Raw genomic sequence first — 16,624 nt, forward strand, 5'->3', positions numbered from 1 at the left:
TTCATAATTAAGGTTGTTCATTTGGGATAACAGACAAACATTCCTATTAACAAATTTAATTGTCTAAGGAGGAATTTTAGTGGCAAAAGCTTCTTTTGCTCTTGAACCTAGTCCAATCTATGTATCGGATGAGTTACTATCTGATCTTCAAAACCGTTTAAAGTATACCAGATGGCCGCTTGATACTGGTAATGATGACTGGTTTTATGGCGTTAATAGGAATTATCTAGAGGAATTAGTAGACTATTGGATAAATCAGTTTGATTGGCGGAAATCCGAAAGTGCGATCAATGCTTACGAGCACTATAAAGTAAATGTGAACGGAGTTCCTGTGCACTTTATGCGTAAACCAGGCACGGGTCCCAATCCCGTACCATTGATTTTATCCCATGGTTGGCCATGGACTTTTTGGCATTGGTCCAAAGTCATTGATCCACTTGCGAACCCTGGTGCATTTGGAAGTGATCCAGCTGAAGCATTTGACGTGATTGTTCCCTCACTTCCTGGCTACGGATTTTCGTCGCCACTTCCTAGCAACCCAGACATGAACTTTTGGAAAATCGCCGATCTCTGGCATACCCTTATGACTGATATTCTTGGTTATGATAAATATGCAGCAGGAGGATGTGATGTAGGAGCGCTTGTAACGGGGCAACTGGGACACAAATATAGTGATAGTCTCTACGCAATACACATCGGATCTGCCCTTAAATTGAATTTTTTTAATGGGGATGATGGATGGAATTTTGCTAGAGGCCGTATCCTTCCGGACAACATTTCTCAAAAAATGAAAGAGAAGATTTTGGAGCTTGATCGTAAATTTGCATCCCATCTAGCCGTACATGTTCTTGATCCTAGCACACTTGCCTATGGATTGAGTGACTCCCCAGTTGGAATGCTTGCATGGATTTTGGAGAGATGGATCAAATGGAGTAATAATAACGGAAACGTTGAGAATGTTTTTTCGAAGGACGACATCCTCACCCATGCAAGCATCTTTTGGGTAAACAATACCATTGAAACGTCCATACGAGTCTATGCGAATAATAATCGCTATCCATGGACACCTGCTCATAATCGCTGGCCTGTTATTGAGGCACCCACTGGTATAACTTTCGTGGGTTATGAAAATCCGCCTGGTATCACGACTGAAAATCGCGTACAGAATTTTCTCGACAGCGATCGTGCTCCCTGGTATAACCATGTCAACATTACAACTCACGAACATGGTGGACACTTTATCCCTTGGGAAATTCCAGATAAGTGGGTTGAGGACTTACGACGAACTTTTCGTGGACGTCGGTGAGTCCTAGTGTCAGTTTTAACTAATCAACAGACAACTTTAGTGGAAAAAAAACCAGACTCCATGTTGCCATGTCCTTTCATGATGTTCGGGTTTTCGAGAGATTATGAGACTATAATAAAGCCCTTCTATAGGATAGTTTACCATGAATTTAGACTATTGTTATAAAGGATCGGAGATATGGTAACCAGATGAACGGACAATAGGTTTTGATAGTAAGGGTGAAGTGTGGGTTTAATTCGGATTTTTAATTGCGAAAAAATTTGATTAATATTTGTTGATTTCCTGCTATTACCCCTCAAATCTAACAAAGTATATGTAAAGATACCGATGGAACTCATTTATTTGTTGAGAAAAGGATGGGGGTTTCATCTAGCGATCGTCTCCAGATCAGATGATCCTTTCCTGGACCCCAAAAGTCCTTGAGCGCAATATTTGGTGTTCCAAATTTATTCTTCCAAATTTTCTGTGCATGTGAATATCCACTATCCAAACAAAATTCTTGGATTCCTCTACTGAGTAATGTAAGTAACATCGAATGAAAAAGAGTACTGCCGATACCTTTTCTCTGATAATTTGGGTGTACGAATACAGTTGCGATTTCTATTAGTTTTTCCCATGATTCATCTGTGTGTTTTGTGATTATGTTGTTAGGAGAGCCGCATTCGACGGTGCCGACAATTTTACTAGAGGTTTGATCGATTGCAATTAAAAAATAACAGATTTCTCCATTACTAGAGAGATCCAATTGTAAGTGATGTTGTTTGCTTCGCACCTCTGTTGCGATATCCTCATCCCAATCAGATAATCCCTCTTTGGTAAATGTATCATGAATGACTTCATCAAAAAATGAATGTAACTCTTTTACATCATTCAAATGTGGTCTTCGAATCTCTACTTTTTGCATATTTTTCTCCCTCTAAAAAAGCGAACCGTGAGAACGGCTCGCTTTTTGTGTGTATGGATACGTCCTAGCATGTTTAAAATGACGTCTTTTGCCATTGTTTCGTTACTTCTCTTATCCTATCAAGTTGTTCCCAATATGCTCGAAGTGCCGCTTCACCTTCATGTGTGATCTGAATAGTGGTTTGCGGGATTTTTTTTCGGATGTAGTTTTTATTGATGAGAAGGTACTCTGCTCTTTCCAATTTGGAGAGATGACTAGATAGATTTCCTTTGGTTAAGCCTGTGAGTTCTTGGAGAAATAAGAACTCTGCCATGGAGCAAGCTTCCAAAGCACTCATAATGGCTAAACGGGCAGGCTCATGAATGAGTTTATTTAATTTGGCCATCTCTTGAAAAGGCATCATCGCAATTCTACCTCCTTAAACTAGTTTGCAGATCAAATCGGAAAAAAATACCGGTTCTTTGGTATAATTAATTATCCTTATTTTTCATCTTCATCTACAAATTTAATGCGGGATAGATGATCATGCATCTGACCACGTATTCCTTGCAAATATATTTCTCTTAATTCTTTTTGTTCTTGTATTTCATCTTCAGACAAGCCAATATCCTTTTTTTTGTTTGCTAGGTAATTAATACGTGCAATTAGTTCAGGTGTTATCACGAATATACACTCCTTCAGTTAGAGTGTAACAGAAGTACAGCAGGAAGGGAACGAAAAAATGAATGCCATTATTTATACCCGAGTGAGTACCAAAAAAGATACACAAGAGTCTAGCTTAGCTCGACAACAAGAGGAACTTAAGAGTTGGGCCCAAGAATTAAAGATGAATGTTCTTCAAGTTATTGAAGAGCAGCATAGTGGATATGATTTGAATAGAGAAGGATTATATCAGATGTTAGAGATAATGAAAAAGAGCAAAGTAGATGCTATTCTAGTACAAGACGATACACGTCTGGGTAGAGGAGAAGCAAAGCTTGCAGTTATCCATCAATTACATCGAGCAGGCTGTCGAATATATTGCAAGCTTCACGGAGGAGAATTAGCGCTTGATGCTGGTGAATCTACTGTATTACATATCATATCAAAAGTAGAAGAGTTGCAGCGTAAAATGATGAATCAAAAAATTAGTTGGGGAATGAAGCGAGCTGTAAAGGAAAAAGGATATAATCCAGCTAAAAACCTTAAAAATCAAGGTCTAGGCGGTAGAGAGAAAAAAGAGATTCCAATCGAACAGATTGTAGCTTTAAAGCAAAAAAAGCTTACATACGAAGAGATTTCCGCTACATTAAAAGGTTTTGGCTATGAAGTTTCCAGGGCAACTGTACATAGAAGATATAAAGAATGGTTAGCTGAACAGGAGGAATTACAGAATGGATGACAATATTTATCAGACATTTACAGAAGCATTTGGACCTCCTAGTTTTGAACAAAAGGTCCAAAATCATATGCGTTATTATCTTAATCGGTATTCAGATGAGATCATTCAAGATCGATTAGGAAGTATTTTTGGAGTAAAAAGAGGGTTATCTCGAGAGCCAAAAGTTCTTTTCGCTAGTCATTTAGATGAAGTAGGCTTCATGGTTGTTCAAATATCGAAAAAAGGATTTATTCGATTTCAAACATTGGGAGGCTGGAGTCCGACTGTTTTGCCGGCGCAACGCGTAGAGATTATGACACAATCTGGAAAATGCATTACAGGGGTAATAGGTTCTGTTCCACCTCATCTCTTATCAGAAGAGAAAAAAGGAAAAGGGATAGATATGGAATCGATGTTTATTGATATTGGAGCACGTTCTGATGAAGAGGTAAAAGAGTGGGGAGTCTCTATAGGTAATCCTATTGTTCCAATTAGTCCGTATACTCCTTTATTGGGAGGAAGACGGATACTTGCTAAAGCATGGGATAATCGTTTTGGCTGCGGATTGATTATTGAATTATTGCGGGCTCTAAATGGCACAAGATTACCAAATACACTATATGCAGGTGCAACAGTACAAGAAGAAGCAGGTCTAAGGGGGGCTGTTACTTCAGCGAATTTGATTAGACCCGATGTATTTTTCGCAGTTGATGTTGGTCCAGCAGGGGACACACCAGGAATTTCAGATGCATTTGGAGAAATTGGAAAGGGTGTATTGATTCGTATCCTTGATCGATCCATGATTACGCATCCGCAAGTTCGTGATTTTTTACTCGATATTGCAGAATCTGAACAAATTCCTTACCAATTTTTTATTTCCAAAGGAGCAACAGACGCAGGAGTAGTTCATTTGTCTGGTGAAGGAGTTCCTTCAGCTGCGATTGGTATATGTGGTAGATATATTCATTCTCATGCAACGATTGTAGATCGAGAAGACATAGAAGCAGCAGAAGTATTTGCAAAGGCAATAGCAAAAAAGTTAGATAAAAGCACAATAGATTCATTTCTTCGATATTAGTTAAAGCCGTTCCTCTCTGGGAGGAACGCAAAGTTATTTAGATCATTACCCGACATTTAGGACATTGGTTTATAGGCTGGTAATTAATATTGATTTCGTGCCAACGTTTGCAATTCGAGCAATATTTTCTAATTTCTCTTGGGCTAAATGGTTTGTAGTTGGGATCGACCTCTCCATGATTCGGCATTTACCCACCACTCCTTTTATTGAATTATTCTCACTCCCTATTATTATAATGAAAAAGAAAGCACAGGCAAAGGAAGAAAGGTTGATCAATTATGAAAGTCTTGGTTATTAACGGTAGTTCTCGAAAAAAAGGGAACTCTGAGTATTTGACAGAAGTGTTATTAAAAGATATCCCTCACTCCACATTATTTTTGAGGGATCATCGTATTAATCCCATTATTGATCAGAGACATGAGGAAAACGGATTCGATGCAGTTGATGATGAGTATGATCAAGTTTTAAAACAAGTCTTAGAACAGGATATCCTACTTTTTGCAACGCCTCTTTATTGGTATGGAATGTCTGGTCTCATGAAAAATTTTGTTGATCGTTGGTCACAGAGTTTGCGTGATAAAACAATGGATTTCCGTGGAGAAATGGCTAAAAAGCAAGCATTTGTATTAATTGTTGGGGGAGACCGCATACATATCAAAGCGTTACCTTTGGTTCAACAATTTCAATACATTTTTGATTTTATGAACATGTCTATGATTGGATATTTGATTGGGCAAGGTACAAAACCAGAAGAAGTTCAAAATGACCGGCGTGCACTTGAGAATGCAGCTACATGGAATAGAAAAATTCAAGAGATGTTGTGAAAAATTGAAAGAGTAGCTTCACAGCTACTCTTTCAATTTTGGAAACTCATTTTCTTTATTTGTTTTTATATCCATTCATGAGAAAAAAATAAGAGGATTAGGTTATTTGCTTGGCAGTTCAGCATATCCGGTTATGAGCAAACAAGTATCCGTCTTTGGATACCATGGTATCAACGGCACAGTCGGTTTTGCTGATCCTGATCATGATCTTTCCTTTGCATTAACAAAAAATTCTCTAGAATGGAATCCCAAAGAAGATCCTATCGAACTACGAATTGCAAGATTGTAAGAACTGCCTTATGGATTTGGGAGGATTTGCATATTCTTCCGAAAAGGTATCTGAAGAAGTACATTCTAAACTTTCTTAGATAGTACTTCTTCAAATTATACTTAGTTGCAAAAAATGATATGCTTATTATCCTAATCCCAATATTCAGTTGTTCATTTGCAATTCTAATTCCAATCTTCTTAATAGAAGTTCTTGTTGGATTTCTTTATTTTTTTCATGTTTGATTAAATGATAGAGGATTTTGTGTTCTAATCTCTTGAGGTCATAGGTCTTAGTTAGTTCCCAAGTCCTGCGATAAACCTGCATGGCTTTTTCTAAGTTGTTTTCGATAAGTATTTTACCTTGTAAAAACAAAGCTTTTGTTAGTTTGTACATATCTTTGTGTTGTTCTGCATTGTTTATTGCTCTTTGGATTTCCGTCTCTGCTTTTTTGTACAAACCAATTTTTGCATAAAGCCTAGCGAGGCTTATATGTGCTTCTGTAATGATGGTTTTGGATTCTAGATTATTTTTAGACAGCAATGCTATCTCGTAGGCTTTTTCGCTGAAATCATATAGATCTCTTACATAGGCAATATCACCTAATTGAACCCACAACTCAAACCCAATGTCAACGAGAGAATTAGAAGTAGTTATTTCAATTGCTTCTTCTAGTATATTTGTTGCTTCATCATATCTACCTCTATACTTTAGCAGGACTGCCATCAGCTTGTAGACTCTTGTCTTGGTTGAAACATTTTCTATTCTGAATCTATTCTCCCAAATCTCATCAAGGGTATAGCCCGATTCCTTTATTCTTCCAAGCTTAAGAAGGAAATGAGCTTTATTGTATATTAAATCATCCTTTACATATTTTCTTTTTCCATTTAGATGAAATGCTTTTTTTCCTTCTTCGGAATATTCCAGTGCAAGGTTAAAATTATTTTCTTTATCTGCGATCAAGCTTAAATCTAAATAAGCAGAAGCTAGGATATTTAAATGCATGTCGATATAGTCGTGATCTTTAGCGTTTATTACTTCATTGTAATGCTGACTTGCCTTTTCTAATTTTCCTCGTTGCAAATAATATTTTCCTTTTAGGTAAATAATGGTTGTCTGAGAATGAAGATAGTTAGCTGCTTCTTTGAAACGTGCTAAAGAATAGACATTTTGTCTAATCATGGATTCAATACCATGAAAAACAAGATCTTGTGTTGCTTGATCTTGCTTTAGTTTTTTAAGCATGCTTGGTATATCCTTAGTTTGAATGTTTAGAATGGAAAATAGCTGTTCTAATTTTTCTTTTCCAAGCGTGCTTTGTCCCCGTTCAAACTTTGATAGCGTACTGGATGAAGCTACTGCTGATAAATCTTTGAGGTTTAATCCTAATTCCTGTCTAGTTTTGCGTACTAGATAACCGATAAAGTAATCCGATATTTCCATAAATATTCCTCACTAATGTAAATCTAATCATTTTCACATTAAAATTGTAAAAGTTAATTTTTCGCAGGATAGTTAACAAAAGAATCTTTCTACTAATTGATCATACATTTATAATTGAAGTTGTTTCATTTACATTATATAGTGACAATTAAGTAGGTGGCACGTCATATTATATCAGATATTTTGGTAGAATTTGGAGTAAGATTATAAATTTTCTGTTCATACATTTTTAATAACTATACTTTAGAACACAAATACTTAAAAGGAATTGTACTGTAAAAAACAGATAGACTGTTTAAATATATTTTTGTGAATAGATAATAACTCGGGAAAGTAGAAGGAGAGTGCACTATGCAGGAAAGATATAAGAAATGGGTAGAAATCTGGAATTCTGCACATGAGAAAATTCTTCCTGTGTTACCAAAGGAGAATATTTATCCACTTACCATTCAACCTCCTGCAACTGTTAAGGAAGTAGAACAAATAGAAGAACAGCTGGGCTATGCATTACCTGCGACTTTTCGACATACACTTCTTCATTTTTCTAAGGGAGTTGATCTTTATTGGAATATGTATGAAGAGGTAGAAGATACGATTCCTGAAGAGTTTGAAGGTATAAGTTCAGGAACCATTCGCTGGGGTATCGATGATTTTAATTTAGAGGATTTAGAATCTCGTGCTGAAAAAATGGATGCCAGAGGAAATGACTATAATGAATATCAATCAGCTATGGAAATAATCTGGCGTGTAACTGGTTCGGGTAATCCAGATGATTATGAAAAATCCACCAAGGAATCTGAGGAAAATTGGAAAAATAGTAAACAATATCGTTCTTCCTTACATAATAAATTAAAGTTTATGTCCGTGGATAATGGAGATGTTATTGCATTTGATTTGCTTACAGAAGGGGAACCACCTGTTGTGTACTGGGATCACGAAACAGAAGAGGTGACTTATCTCTCAGATTCCTTTCATGTCTTTATTGATCAAATAACTTCGCTTTATTGCATTGGCAATGAAAGCTGGCAATATGGTCCTTTCCTAACAGATGAAGGTATAGATGGGGAAGGGGAAACTGCGGAAAAGTGGAGGAAATGGTTTCAATTTTTTGTATCTAAAACAAATGATTGATGTTTGTAGTCTGAAAAATGTGAAGGTAACAAAGAATAACAGGCCCATAACAATTTATTCACTTTTCACTCAAATGTATACCCTTCTGAAGCTAGGGATGTCAGGTAACACACTCCTGTCACCCAACATCCCAACCTACTCTGTTGAAAGCTTTATATTCAATTACAGGCTACATTCATTTATTAACTGGCTAACTCTTGATTTATTTTCTTCGCTTTTGAACGCGGTAGTGTTAAAGCAACGATTAATCCAACTAGCATTCCTATTGCTGCTAAGTAAAAAGTAGTTCATCCTCCTGAGGCTAGAGCGGATATTAATGCTTCTCCAGCCTTTCCCTGAGTCCCAATATTAGCAATCGCAATTAATAGCCATACCTACAGCATTTCCGATGTTTAAAGCAGTTGAAGCCATTGCGGAAGCAACAACTTGCTCCTCATCAGCAACTCCCATTGAAGCAACAATCCACATACAGGTCCAAGTGATCCCTTGACCGATTCCTGAAATGATAAGACCAGGTAAGATTGACCAATAACTACTATCTTGATACCGCCAATTGACAGCAATATGGTTCCAACGATTCCAGTAATAAACCCAATCAATCAAAGTAAATAGCTTGTTTTTTAGCTAATGATTTCACTATAGATCTCTAAGGTCTATAGGCTTTTTTTGTCGAATAAAAAGAGAAACACAAAACAGGAGAAAGAAGGAAGAAATCAACTCGACTAATTGCAATGGCATGTTCCTGAAGATCATTGGTCCGAAATGACACGTACATGTCCTTCAGAACCTTTGCCTTATTTCGGTAGTCGGTAGATTTTTGATGTTTAATTTTAGCAAAAAAAGGAAATATTTCATTTGAAAAGTGTTTTGTTCATTCGTAGGGAGGTGTTGGGTTGTCCTCTAAAAAATTACTGTGGTTAGCTGGACTTGGTTTTTTATTTGATTCGATGGATGTTGGTATACTGTCCTTTATCATCGCAGCAATAAAATCAGAATGGAGTTTAAGTGCCAATGAGATCGGTTGGATTGGTAGTATTAATTCTATTGGAATGGCAATCGGAGCATTTGTTTTTGGATTATTAGCGGATCGAATTGGTCGAAAAGCAGTTTTTATGATTACCTTGCTTTTATTTTCTGTAGCTAGTGGATTAACAGCACTTACCACAACTTTGTGGTCGTTTTTGGTTTTTCGTTTTTTTATAGGACTAGGCTTAGGTGGAGAGCTACCGGTTGCAACTACCTTGGTATCTGAATCAGTATCGCTAGAAAAAAGAGGGAGAATGGTAGTACTTCTGGAAAGCTTTTGGGCAGTGGGTTGGCTGGTAGCAGCAGTCATTTCTTACTTTGTGATTCCTAAATATGGGTGGCAAGTGGCAATGATTCTAACTGCACTGCCCGCTTTTTATGTATTTTACTTACGGAGTCAATTGACTGATGAATCTACTATCACCTCACCAAAAAGACTAGGTATTTGGGAAAGCATTCGTAAAGTTTGGGCGAATCCATATCGAAAACAAACAATAGTGTTATGGGTATTGTGGTTTTGTGTCGTTTTCTCTTACTATGGATTGTTTTTGTGGTTACCAAGTGTATTGGTATTAAAGGGTTTTCCATTAATTAAAAGTTTTCAGTATGTCTTGATCATGACACTAGCACAGCTTCCAGGATATTTAACAGTTGCTTTGCTAATTGAAAAAATTGGTAGAAAACCAGTATTAGTTGCGTTTTTAATTGGTACAGCAGTTAGTGCATATTTTTTTGGAAACGCAGATACACAATATACATTGCTTATTTCCGGAGTTTTCTTATCTTACTTCCATTTAGGGGTATGGGGTGCAACATATGCATATACACCAGAACAGTACCCAGATGACATTCGAGCGACAGGTGCTGGAATGGCTGCATCTTTTGGTCGAATTGGAGGTGTTTTAGGTCCCTTGCTGATTGGTTATTTAGTAGCTGAAAATACAAGTGTTTCTAACATATTCATTCTTTTTAGTATTGCAATCATTGTCTCAGTGTTGACGGTTTTCACATGGGGGAAAGAAAGTAAACCAGTATCAATCAGTAGTAAATAGTACCAAATGTATTTTATTGACTGTAAACCAAATGATTTTATATAATCCGATATGCAACCAAATGGTTTTATTTCTAGGAGGATAATCATGACAAAAACTACACTACCTGCTATAACAAAATCTGTCTTATATGATGCACCAATTGAAAAAGTTTGGGATGTAGTATCTACTGCTGAAGGTCTAGCTTCTTGGTTTATGCCAAATGATTTTCAAGCTATCGCAGGACATACATTTTATTTACAATCCCCATTTGGTCCATCACCATGTAGAGTTTTAGAAATTGATCCACCTAACAAACTAACTTTTGCTTGGGATGAAGATGGATGGGTGGTTTCATTTGAATTAAAAGAGGTATCAGGAAAGACGGAATTCACCTTAACTCATGATGGATGGAAAGGTGCAGATGAGATTGTTCCAAAAGCTAACCAAAAGCATTCCGTTATCCGTAAAACGATGGGTGAAGGTTGGGATGCACTCGTTGAGTCCAATCTTCGTAAAGTAGTAGAAGAATAATGTCAGTAGCATCAAAGTATGATGTTTTTCAAGCAATTGCAGATCCCACGAGAAGAAAACTTTTACAGATTCTCTCCAAACAAGAAATGCCCATTGCAGAAATAAGTAAGCATTTTCCCATGAGTAGAACAGCAGTTTTGAAACACCTTACTATCTTATCAGAAGCTCAATTGGTTAAGGGCGAAAAAAAGGGAAGAGAAAAGAGATATACGTTACATGTTGAACCATTGGTGGAGTTGACGAATTGGTTATCTTATTTTGATCAGTTTTGGGATAACAAATTAAATATGCTCAAATATATAGTAGAGAAAAAAGAAGACTGATTTTGGTCTTCTTTTTTTATATGAAATCCTATGGATATGCAGTTTTTACAACAAAATTTATTCCTCCACTCTATCGAAATCTTGCTATCCTATTGTTAAGTTCTTACAAACAGATATACGAAACAGTATAATGGGATTGACTAGGAGGTATCCTTATGAATCAAGCTATTTTTGAATCCGTTTATGATACCGTTGTGCAGCGAGATACCAAATATGATGGAATTTATTATACGGCAATTAAAACAACAAGGATTGTTTGTAGACCATCCTGTAAATCCAGAACTCCAAAGAAAGAAAATGTACTATTGTTCCAAAGTGTGGAAGATGCAATAAAAGCAGGCTTTCGCCCTTGTAAAAGATGCAGACCTGAACAACTAGGTAATTTAGGGCCAGATGCCTGCATTGCTTATGATGTGAAACGAATTATTTTAGAATCCTATGCAAAATCCGTTACCTTAGAATACTTATCCCGAAAAATGGTTATCAGTCCTTATCACTTGCAACGAGTTTTCAAACATGTGACTGGAATGACTCCAGCTAAGTTTCTTCAAGAAACAAGAATAAAAAAAGCAAAGCAACTTTTGCAGAAAAGTGACTTCTCTATAATAAAGATTTCAAAGTTAGTAGGATTTCAAAGCCCATCGCACTTTTCTATGGTTTTCAAAAGATATACAGACATGTCACCTAACCATTATCGAGAACTCGCAAAGAAAGAAGGGGAAAGCATTGTATTCTAACTCTAAAAAAACAAATGTATATTGGGGAGAAGTAGTCACTCCCTTTTTCCAAAACCGCAAGTTTTATCTAGCAGCAACGGAGAAAGGGTTGTGCAGAGTTCTATGGCCAAGCGAATCATTGGATGATCTAGAAGCTTGGGTTAATAAAATTATTCCTGATGCCAATTTGCAGGAAGGACAACAGGAGGTTTCAGAATATGTGCAACAATTAAAAGATTACTTCCATGGAAAGCGGAAAAATTTTAACCTTCCATTAGATTTGCGTGGTACGGCATTCCGGATCAAGGTATGGAAAGCTCTTGAACAAATTCCACATGGTGAAACTAGAAGTTATGCGGATATAGCTGAAGCTATTGGAAACTCGAAAGCTTTAAGGGCAGTAGGCACAGCCAATGGAACAAATCCCATACCGATTGTAGTACCTTGTCATCGGGTGATAGGAAAAAACAAAACGCTCACTGGATTTGGAGGAGGTCTAGAAATTAAAAAAAGATTACTTCATCTGGAGGGATACGATGACTATATCGACAAAGGGCATTTACGCTTCCAATTTTAGACAAGAGCAGGACTGTGTGTATATCCCACTACCAAAGGAATTTAGTTTTGATGAAGTACTTCGATATTTATCGCGATCATCAATCGAAGTACTCCATTATGTATTAGATAAAAAGGTTTTAAAATTATTAGATATAGAAGGACAATTGATTTTAATAGAAGTAAGCCAACCGAACTCTGAAGAATTGCAAATTCGTTTTGTGGATCAGCACCCAAAGACGGAACAAGAGTTTGTTCTCCTAGTGAACTATATAAAAGATTGGTTAGATTTAGATACACCGCTTCATTTGTTTTATGAACTAGCCACTGGAGATGCCATTTTAGAAAATCTAGTGACTCAATATAATGGACTTCGTATTGTCGGGATTCCTGATTTGTTTGAAGCTCTTAGTTGGGCTGTTATTGGACAGCAAATTAATCTTACATTTGCTTACACGTTAAAAAGAAGATTTGTGGAGAACTTTGGAACACCTTATGAGTGGAATGGGAGAAAGTATTGGAAGTTTCCGAGTCCTGGTGACTTTAAGCACGATACAATTGAGCAGTTACGTAAGTTACAATTCACACAGAAAAAAGCTGAGTATATCGTCGGAATCGCAAAAGAGATAGAAAAAGGAAATTTGTCAAAAGAAAATCTACTACTTGATTTAAAGAAAGCAGAACAAAAATTATTATCGATTCGCGGGATTGGCCCATGGACTGCTCATTATGCCATGATGCGTTGTTTTCGGAGCCCATCTGCTTTTCCAGTAGCAGATGTAGGTCTCCACAATGCCTTGAAAAATATTCTTCAACGAAAAGAAAAGCCGAAAATAAACGAGATTCATAGCCTTTTTATTCCTTGGAAAAACTGGGAGTCCTATGCCGTGTTCTATCTTTGGAGAAGTTTAGATGATTTGTAGATCATTCTTTTTCTATTAGAAGCAGTATAGGTCTATAGAAGGGTTCGTTTTATTGAAACAAAAAACAAGAGGGACGATAAGGTCCTCTTGTTTTTTGTTTTTTTACTCGCTAACCCCTACAGCGTCATATGCTTTACTTACTGATGTTACTTCTTTGGAGTTCGCTCCATAAAGGTCTTTAGCTGATTGAATAGCCGCATCACGCATATCGATAAATTGAGAAGTAGGTGTTAGATAATTTGTAAGTGCACGGTAGTAGATTGCTTTTGTTTTAGCTCTTCCAATACCCTCTACTGTAACACCATATTGAGTTCCGCCGGCTGCGATCAAATAGGCAGCCTTGTTATTTATTCCGCTATTAATATGAACGCCACCATTATCTTGCCAGCCTAAGTATCGATCATCATAGTTGTCAGGTTGATTGTATTTGGTTGGGTCTGCCATGGAACGGAGGGCATCCCCAGGTTTATTTGGCGTATAGATATCTTCACCAAGTAACCAGTCATCGGAATCTACCATTACACCCATAATGTCTGAAATCGACTCATTTAATGCTCCAGGTTCATTTTGATATTCTAAATTGGCGGTATATTGAGTTACTGCATGAGTGAGTTCGTGTGCAATAACATCTAATCCTCCTGCTAGAGAAATAAATGTTTTTCCATCTCCATCACCATAAATCATTTTTTCTCCATCCCAAGCTGCATTATTCCATTTGTCACCCACATGAACATATGACTTGATAGCACTTCCTTTGCCATCAAAGCTGTTTCTACCGAAGCTGTTTTTGTAGAAATTATAGGTTACTTCTGCATATGCATGTGCATCCACTGATGAAGGATCTGAAAAAGTTTTGGTTTTACTAGAAACTAATTTACCTGTAATAACAGGTGAGTTTTCATTTTCATGTTCTGCATCATAAGTGGAAATGTTGCGAATTTGATCTTTGAGATAGTATAAATTACCGTCCTTTGTGATCTCAAAGGTTTTTTTATCTCCTTTTACACCATTTCCTTCTCCATTGATTTCGTGAAGAATATTGATTTTATCCAAAACTTTCCCACTTTTTGCATCAATGAAATATTGCCAAATTGTTGGTTGAGGAGATAAGTAAGCAAGCTTGATCACATAGGCATAAGTAAATGATTTACGGTAAGGAAAAACTACTAGTTGGGAAGTAGGTTGGTACAAATATTGTTTTACTGGCTGGGTTTGTTTTTTTGCGATGGAGATTGCTGTAGAAGTGGAGATATGCTTGATATGTTGAAAAGCTGGAAGGTTAATATTTGGAATTACTTGACCCATGTAGTTAGTAACGATATTTGCACGATTGAAATGTACGGTTTGTTCTGATCCATATACCGGAATACCTAAATGTACTTGTTGCAAGCGATAATGAGACATTCCTAAATTATCTGTATTTTTGCTCTCTAATTGAAAGTTATCTTGGGCTTGATTGGCAAATTTCAAGAGATTTTTTCTTGCATTTAAGTAATCCCATATCAATTCATTAGGAGCTATTGTTCGTTTGGATGATGACCAATTTTCCTCTATAAAGGAAGCTGTTTTATAAACTGGATGATAACGGACACTTAGATTTTCCTTTGCAGTTGCAAAATCAGACCAGGAAGTAAGTGTCAAAGTAGCAGCTAGACAAGCAGATAGTGAAGCAGAAAACCAGCGAATTTTCATTCATTCAACTCCTGATAAATTGTATTTTTTTTACAGATAAAGTATAATCGATTTTAAAAAAGATTTCCAATAATTTTATTTCGCATGTTTATATTTATAAAAATAAGAAAAAAGATGCTAGTGGAAGCTAGCATCTTAATGGGGTGTATTCATTTTACACTGATTCAGTTGTTTTACTTTCCGCTGCAGGCTTGGATGCTTTAAATCCAATAAATAATGCTAGAAGGGCCGCTAAGAAGTGTACGACTTCAATGGTTGGAGTAACGGATACTAGACCGAAGATGTCTGTGGTGAATAAACCAAGTACCGCAACAGCTGCATAAACGATGCCGAAGATGATGGAAACAGTTTTGCTCCATTGGAAACTCCCGCTAACGGCTAAGAAGATAACTCCAGTGAGTAGATGAATGATGTTATGCATCGCTGTTAAATGAAGTAAATCGTGGATAGGACCAGTTGTTGGTAAAAAGAAACCAGCAACTCCTAACAAAAGAAATATTACCCCAAAAACACGCAAAAATCCTTGTACCATACAACAGACACCTCACTTAAATAATAGATAATAAAATCAAACACAGTTAGATTTTACCATATAATATACGCTGTTAACAAATTTTTTATAATATTCTATTTATTAATGTTTTTAATAAATGAAGAAATAGATTCAGTTTATTCTATAGTAAGGGAGCCGTGGTACATTCCCATCCCGCATGTAAAGGTTATTTTTCCTAATTTATCTGGAGTAAAGGATATAACATTATCACCCTTTTTTAATTCTTTGTTTATTCCCAAATCTCGAATCAAAAGATAAGAAAGACAGCCAGATTCAGTTGTTTTTTTGAAATGAAGTTTTGTAAGGACTCCAACTTTGAGCGAAATGCTAGAAGGCGAGTATCCATTCTCGTTCACTTGTACGGTTGCTTCTTGATATCCTTTTTTTTGAATGCCTTTTATTTCTTGGGTTGCAAGCAGAGGTGTTTCTGCACTGGATTGGATAATGGCAAGAATCGTTAAGATCAAACAAATAGGAAGAAACACATACCATGTAAGATTAATTTTTTTTGAAGCAGAAGAAGGTATGCTTTGTTGAATTAGTTGGTAAACAAGGATGATTATAAATACATAGAGCAAAAGAAAAAAACCGATAAACACATTAGGATGACTATTTGTTACCATCAATCCAGTCATCGGACCCATTAATCCTCCCATGATCCCAGCTAACACTCCATCTAACTGTGCCAATATTCCAAATGGGAAACCTATGATATATCCAGTAAATATTCCAACTACCATCATGTAAATAGTGGTAATGGTTGGATCGCTCACAACTCTTAACGATATGGTTATTCCGATAGTAAGAGCAACCATCATCGCTACAGTCATCGCAATCATCATCCCATTCATAGGAGGTATGTATTTTCTCCATATATACACTTGGTAGCCAATAAAAGCAGCAATTATCAATACAATACATATAATTAAAGCGATAATCATTTATCTACCTCCATTT

General features: G+C 36.5%; 20 protein-coding genes. 12 read left to right on the top strand and 8 right to left on the bottom strand.

Annotated features, from left to right (window positions below; translation table 11 throughout):
- The first annotated feature begins 79 nt into the window (after positions 1-79).
- The gene (locus AC5WOE_RS07800; protein WP_496052298.1) at positions 80-1,306 is read left to right on the top strand and encodes an epoxide hydrolase family protein; all 1,227 of its coding nucleotides are present in this window, start codon (positions 80-82) and stop codon (positions 1,304-1,306) included.
- A 334-nt stretch (positions 1,307-1,640) separates the two neighbouring features.
- Here the strand turns inward: AC5WOE_RS07800 and AC5WOE_RS07805 are convergent, their stop codons facing one another.
- From AC5WOE_RS07805 to AC5WOE_RS07815, 3 genes are all read right to left on the bottom strand, one after another.
- Positions 1,641-2,210 carry a GNAT family N-acetyltransferase gene (locus AC5WOE_RS07805; protein WP_496050447.1) on the bottom strand — a complete coding sequence of 190 codons (570 nt, stop codon included), beginning with the start codon at positions 2,208-2,210 and terminating at the stop codon, positions 1,641-1,643.
- Positions 2,211-2,283: 73 nt separating this feature from the next.
- Positions 2,284-2,613 carry a transcriptional regulator gene (locus AC5WOE_RS07810; protein WP_496050448.1) on the bottom strand — a complete coding sequence of 110 codons (330 nt, stop codon included), beginning with the start codon at positions 2,611-2,613 and terminating at the stop codon, positions 2,284-2,286.
- 77 nt (positions 2,614-2,690) lie between these two features.
- Positions 2,691-2,873 (bottom strand): DUF896 domain-containing protein, encoded by a 183-nt coding sequence (locus tag AC5WOE_RS07815; protein WP_496050449.1) that lies wholly within the window; start codon positions 2,871-2,873, stop codon positions 2,691-2,693.
- Between the two features lie 58 nt (positions 2,874-2,931).
- Here AC5WOE_RS07815 and AC5WOE_RS07820 point away from each other — a divergent pair, with 58 nt between their 5' ends.
- The 4 genes from AC5WOE_RS07820 (at position 2,932) to AC5WOE_RS07835 (ending at position 5,761) form a co-directional block, all read left to right on the top strand.
- Positions 2,932-3,591, top strand: a complete 660-nt coding sequence (locus AC5WOE_RS07820) for a YneB family resolvase-like protein (RefSeq protein ID WP_496050450.1) — start codon at positions 2,932-2,934, stop codon at positions 3,589-3,591.
- Positions 3,584-4,648 carry a M42 family metallopeptidase gene (locus AC5WOE_RS07825; RefSeq protein ID WP_496050451.1) on the top strand — a complete coding sequence of 355 codons (1,065 nt, stop codon included), beginning with the start codon at positions 3,584-3,586 and terminating at the stop codon, positions 4,646-4,648. Before AC5WOE_RS07820 ends, AC5WOE_RS07825 begins: the two co-directional genes overlap by 8 nt.
- A gap of 278 nt (positions 4,649-4,926) precedes the next feature.
- Complete coding sequence (locus AC5WOE_RS07830; protein ID WP_496050452.1) at positions 4,927-5,472, top strand: flavodoxin family protein; 546 nt, start codon at positions 4,927-4,929, stop codon at positions 5,470-5,472.
- Between the two features lie 106 nt (positions 5,473-5,578).
- Positions 5,579-5,761: a hypothetical protein gene (locus AC5WOE_RS07835; protein ID WP_496050453.1), complete on the top strand. Its 183-nt coding sequence runs from the start codon at positions 5,579-5,581 to the stop codon at positions 5,759-5,761.
- Positions 5,762-5,905: 144 nt separating this feature from the next.
- Here AC5WOE_RS07835 and AC5WOE_RS07840 read toward each other — a convergent pair whose 3' ends face one another.
- Positions 5,906-7,183, bottom strand: a complete 1,278-nt coding sequence (locus AC5WOE_RS07840; RefSeq protein WP_496050454.1) for a helix-turn-helix domain-containing protein — start codon at positions 7,181-7,183, stop codon at positions 5,906-5,908.
- Between the two features lie 351 nt (positions 7,184-7,534).
- On the opposite strand from AC5WOE_RS07840, the gene AC5WOE_RS07845 reads away from it, so the two are divergent.
- The gene (locus AC5WOE_RS07845) at positions 7,535-8,314 is read left to right on the top strand and encodes an SMI1/KNR4 family protein (protein ID WP_496052299.1); all 780 of its coding nucleotides are present in this window, start codon (positions 7,535-7,537) and stop codon (positions 8,312-8,314) included.
- A gap of 348 nt (positions 8,315-8,662) precedes the next feature.
- Here AC5WOE_RS07845 and AC5WOE_RS07850 read toward each other — a convergent pair whose 3' ends face one another.
- Complete coding sequence (locus tag AC5WOE_RS07850; protein WP_496052300.1) at positions 8,663-8,917, bottom strand: hypothetical protein; 255 nt, start codon at positions 8,915-8,917, stop codon at positions 8,663-8,665.
- Between the two features lie 290 nt (positions 8,918-9,207).
- Here AC5WOE_RS07850 and AC5WOE_RS07855 point away from each other — a divergent pair, with 290 nt between their 5' ends.
- From AC5WOE_RS07855 to AC5WOE_RS07880, 6 genes are all read left to right on the top strand, one after another.
- A complete protein-coding gene (locus AC5WOE_RS07855) occupies positions 9,208-10,392 on the top strand; it encodes an MFS transporter (protein WP_496052301.1) in 1,185 nt (394 codons plus the stop codon).
- Positions 10,393-10,479: 87 nt separating this feature from the next.
- A complete protein-coding gene (locus AC5WOE_RS07860) occupies positions 10,480-10,905 on the top strand; it encodes an SRPBCC family protein (RefSeq protein WP_496050458.1) in 426 nt (141 codons plus the stop codon).
- Entirely contained in the window at positions 10,902-11,228 is a 327-nt protein-coding gene (locus AC5WOE_RS07865) for an ArsR/SmtB family transcription factor (RefSeq protein ID WP_496052492.1), read from the top strand. Before AC5WOE_RS07860 ends, AC5WOE_RS07865 begins: the two co-directional genes overlap by 4 nt.
- Positions 11,229-11,383: 155 nt before the next feature.
- Complete coding sequence (locus tag AC5WOE_RS07870; RefSeq protein ID WP_496050459.1) at positions 11,384-11,965, top strand: bifunctional transcriptional activator/DNA repair enzyme AdaA; 582 nt, start codon at positions 11,384-11,386, stop codon at positions 11,963-11,965.
- Positions 11,955-12,521, top strand: coding sequence for a methylated-DNA--[protein]-cysteine S-methyltransferase (locus AC5WOE_RS07875; RefSeq protein WP_496050460.1), 567 nt, complete (start codon positions 11,955-11,957; stop codon positions 12,519-12,521). Before AC5WOE_RS07870 ends, AC5WOE_RS07875 begins: the two co-directional genes overlap by 11 nt.
- The gene (locus AC5WOE_RS07880) at positions 12,481-13,422 is read left to right on the top strand and encodes a DNA-3-methyladenine glycosylase family protein (RefSeq protein ID WP_496052302.1); all 942 of its coding nucleotides are present in this window, start codon (positions 12,481-12,483) and stop codon (positions 13,420-13,422) included. Before AC5WOE_RS07875 ends, AC5WOE_RS07880 begins: the two co-directional genes overlap by 41 nt.
- Positions 13,423-13,524: 102 nt before the next feature.
- Here the strand turns inward: AC5WOE_RS07880 and AC5WOE_RS07885 are convergent, their stop codons facing one another.
- The 3 genes from AC5WOE_RS07885 to AC5WOE_RS07895 all read right to left on the bottom strand — a co-directional run bounded on the left by AC5WOE_RS07885 (position 13,525) and on the right by AC5WOE_RS07895 (position 16,608).
- Positions 13,525-15,114 carry a M4 family metallopeptidase gene (locus tag AC5WOE_RS07885; protein ID WP_496052303.1) on the bottom strand — a complete coding sequence of 530 codons (1,590 nt, stop codon included), beginning with the start codon at positions 15,112-15,114 and terminating at the stop codon, positions 13,525-13,527.
- 154 nt (positions 15,115-15,268) lie between these two features.
- Positions 15,269-15,646, bottom strand: a complete 378-nt coding sequence (locus AC5WOE_RS07890) for a DUF4383 domain-containing protein (RefSeq protein ID WP_496050463.1) — start codon at positions 15,644-15,646, stop codon at positions 15,269-15,271.
- A 137-nt stretch (positions 15,647-15,783) separates the two neighbouring features.
- Positions 15,784-16,608, bottom strand: coding sequence for a cupredoxin domain-containing protein (locus AC5WOE_RS07895; RefSeq protein ID WP_496052304.1), 825 nt, complete (start codon positions 16,606-16,608; stop codon positions 15,784-15,786).
- Positions 16,609-16,624 lie beyond the last annotated feature (16 nt).

Source organism: Shimazuella sp. NTD248 (genome assembly GCF_059510395.1).

What these genes read in the sequence shown, in the direction of transcription:
- AC5WOE_RS07870 (WP_496050459.1), top strand. Translation starts at nt 11,384, where the DNA reads ATGAATCAAGCTATTTTTGAATCCGTTTATGATACCGTTGTGCAGCGA.
- AC5WOE_RS07890 (WP_496050463.1), bottom strand. Translation starts at nt 15,646, where the DNA reads ATGGTACAAGGATTTTTGCGTGTTTTTGGGGTAATATTTCTTTTGTTA.
- AC5WOE_RS07830 (WP_496050452.1), top strand. Translation starts at nt 4,927, where the DNA reads ATGAAAGTCTTGGTTATTAACGGTAGTTCTCGAAAAAAAGGGAACTCT.
- AC5WOE_RS07895 (WP_496052304.1), bottom strand. Translation starts at nt 16,608, where the DNA reads ATGATTATCGCTTTAATTATATGTATTGTATTGATAATTGCTGCTTTT.
- AC5WOE_RS07825 (WP_496050451.1), top strand. Translation starts at nt 3,584, where the DNA reads ATGGATGACAATATTTATCAGACATTTACAGAAGCATTTGGACCTCCT.
- AC5WOE_RS07885 (WP_496052303.1), bottom strand. Translation starts at nt 15,114, where the DNA reads ATGAAAATTCGCTGGTTTTCTGCTTCACTATCTGCTTGTCTAGCTGCT.
- AC5WOE_RS07840 (WP_496050454.1), bottom strand. Translation starts at nt 7,183, where the DNA reads ATGGAAATATCGGATTACTTTATCGGTTATCTAGTACGCAAAACTAGA.
- AC5WOE_RS07880 (WP_496052302.1), top strand. Translation starts at nt 12,481, where the DNA reads ATGACTATATCGACAAAGGGCATTTACGCTTCCAATTTTAGACAAGAG.
- AC5WOE_RS07820 (WP_496050450.1), top strand. Translation starts at nt 2,932, where the DNA reads ATGAATGCCATTATTTATACCCGAGTGAGTACCAAAAAAGATACACAA.
- AC5WOE_RS07805 (WP_496050447.1), bottom strand. Translation starts at nt 2,210, where the DNA reads ATGCAAAAAGTAGAGATTCGAAGACCACATTTGAATGATGTAAAAGAG.
- AC5WOE_RS07810 (WP_496050448.1), bottom strand. Translation starts at nt 2,613, where the DNA reads ATGATGCCTTTTCAAGAGATGGCCAAATTAAATAAACTCATTCATGAG.
- AC5WOE_RS07860 (WP_496050458.1), top strand. Translation starts at nt 10,480, where the DNA reads ATGACAAAAACTACACTACCTGCTATAACAAAATCTGTCTTATATGAT.
- AC5WOE_RS07845 (WP_496052299.1), top strand. Translation starts at nt 7,535, where the DNA reads ATGCAGGAAAGATATAAGAAATGGGTAGAAATCTGGAATTCTGCACAT.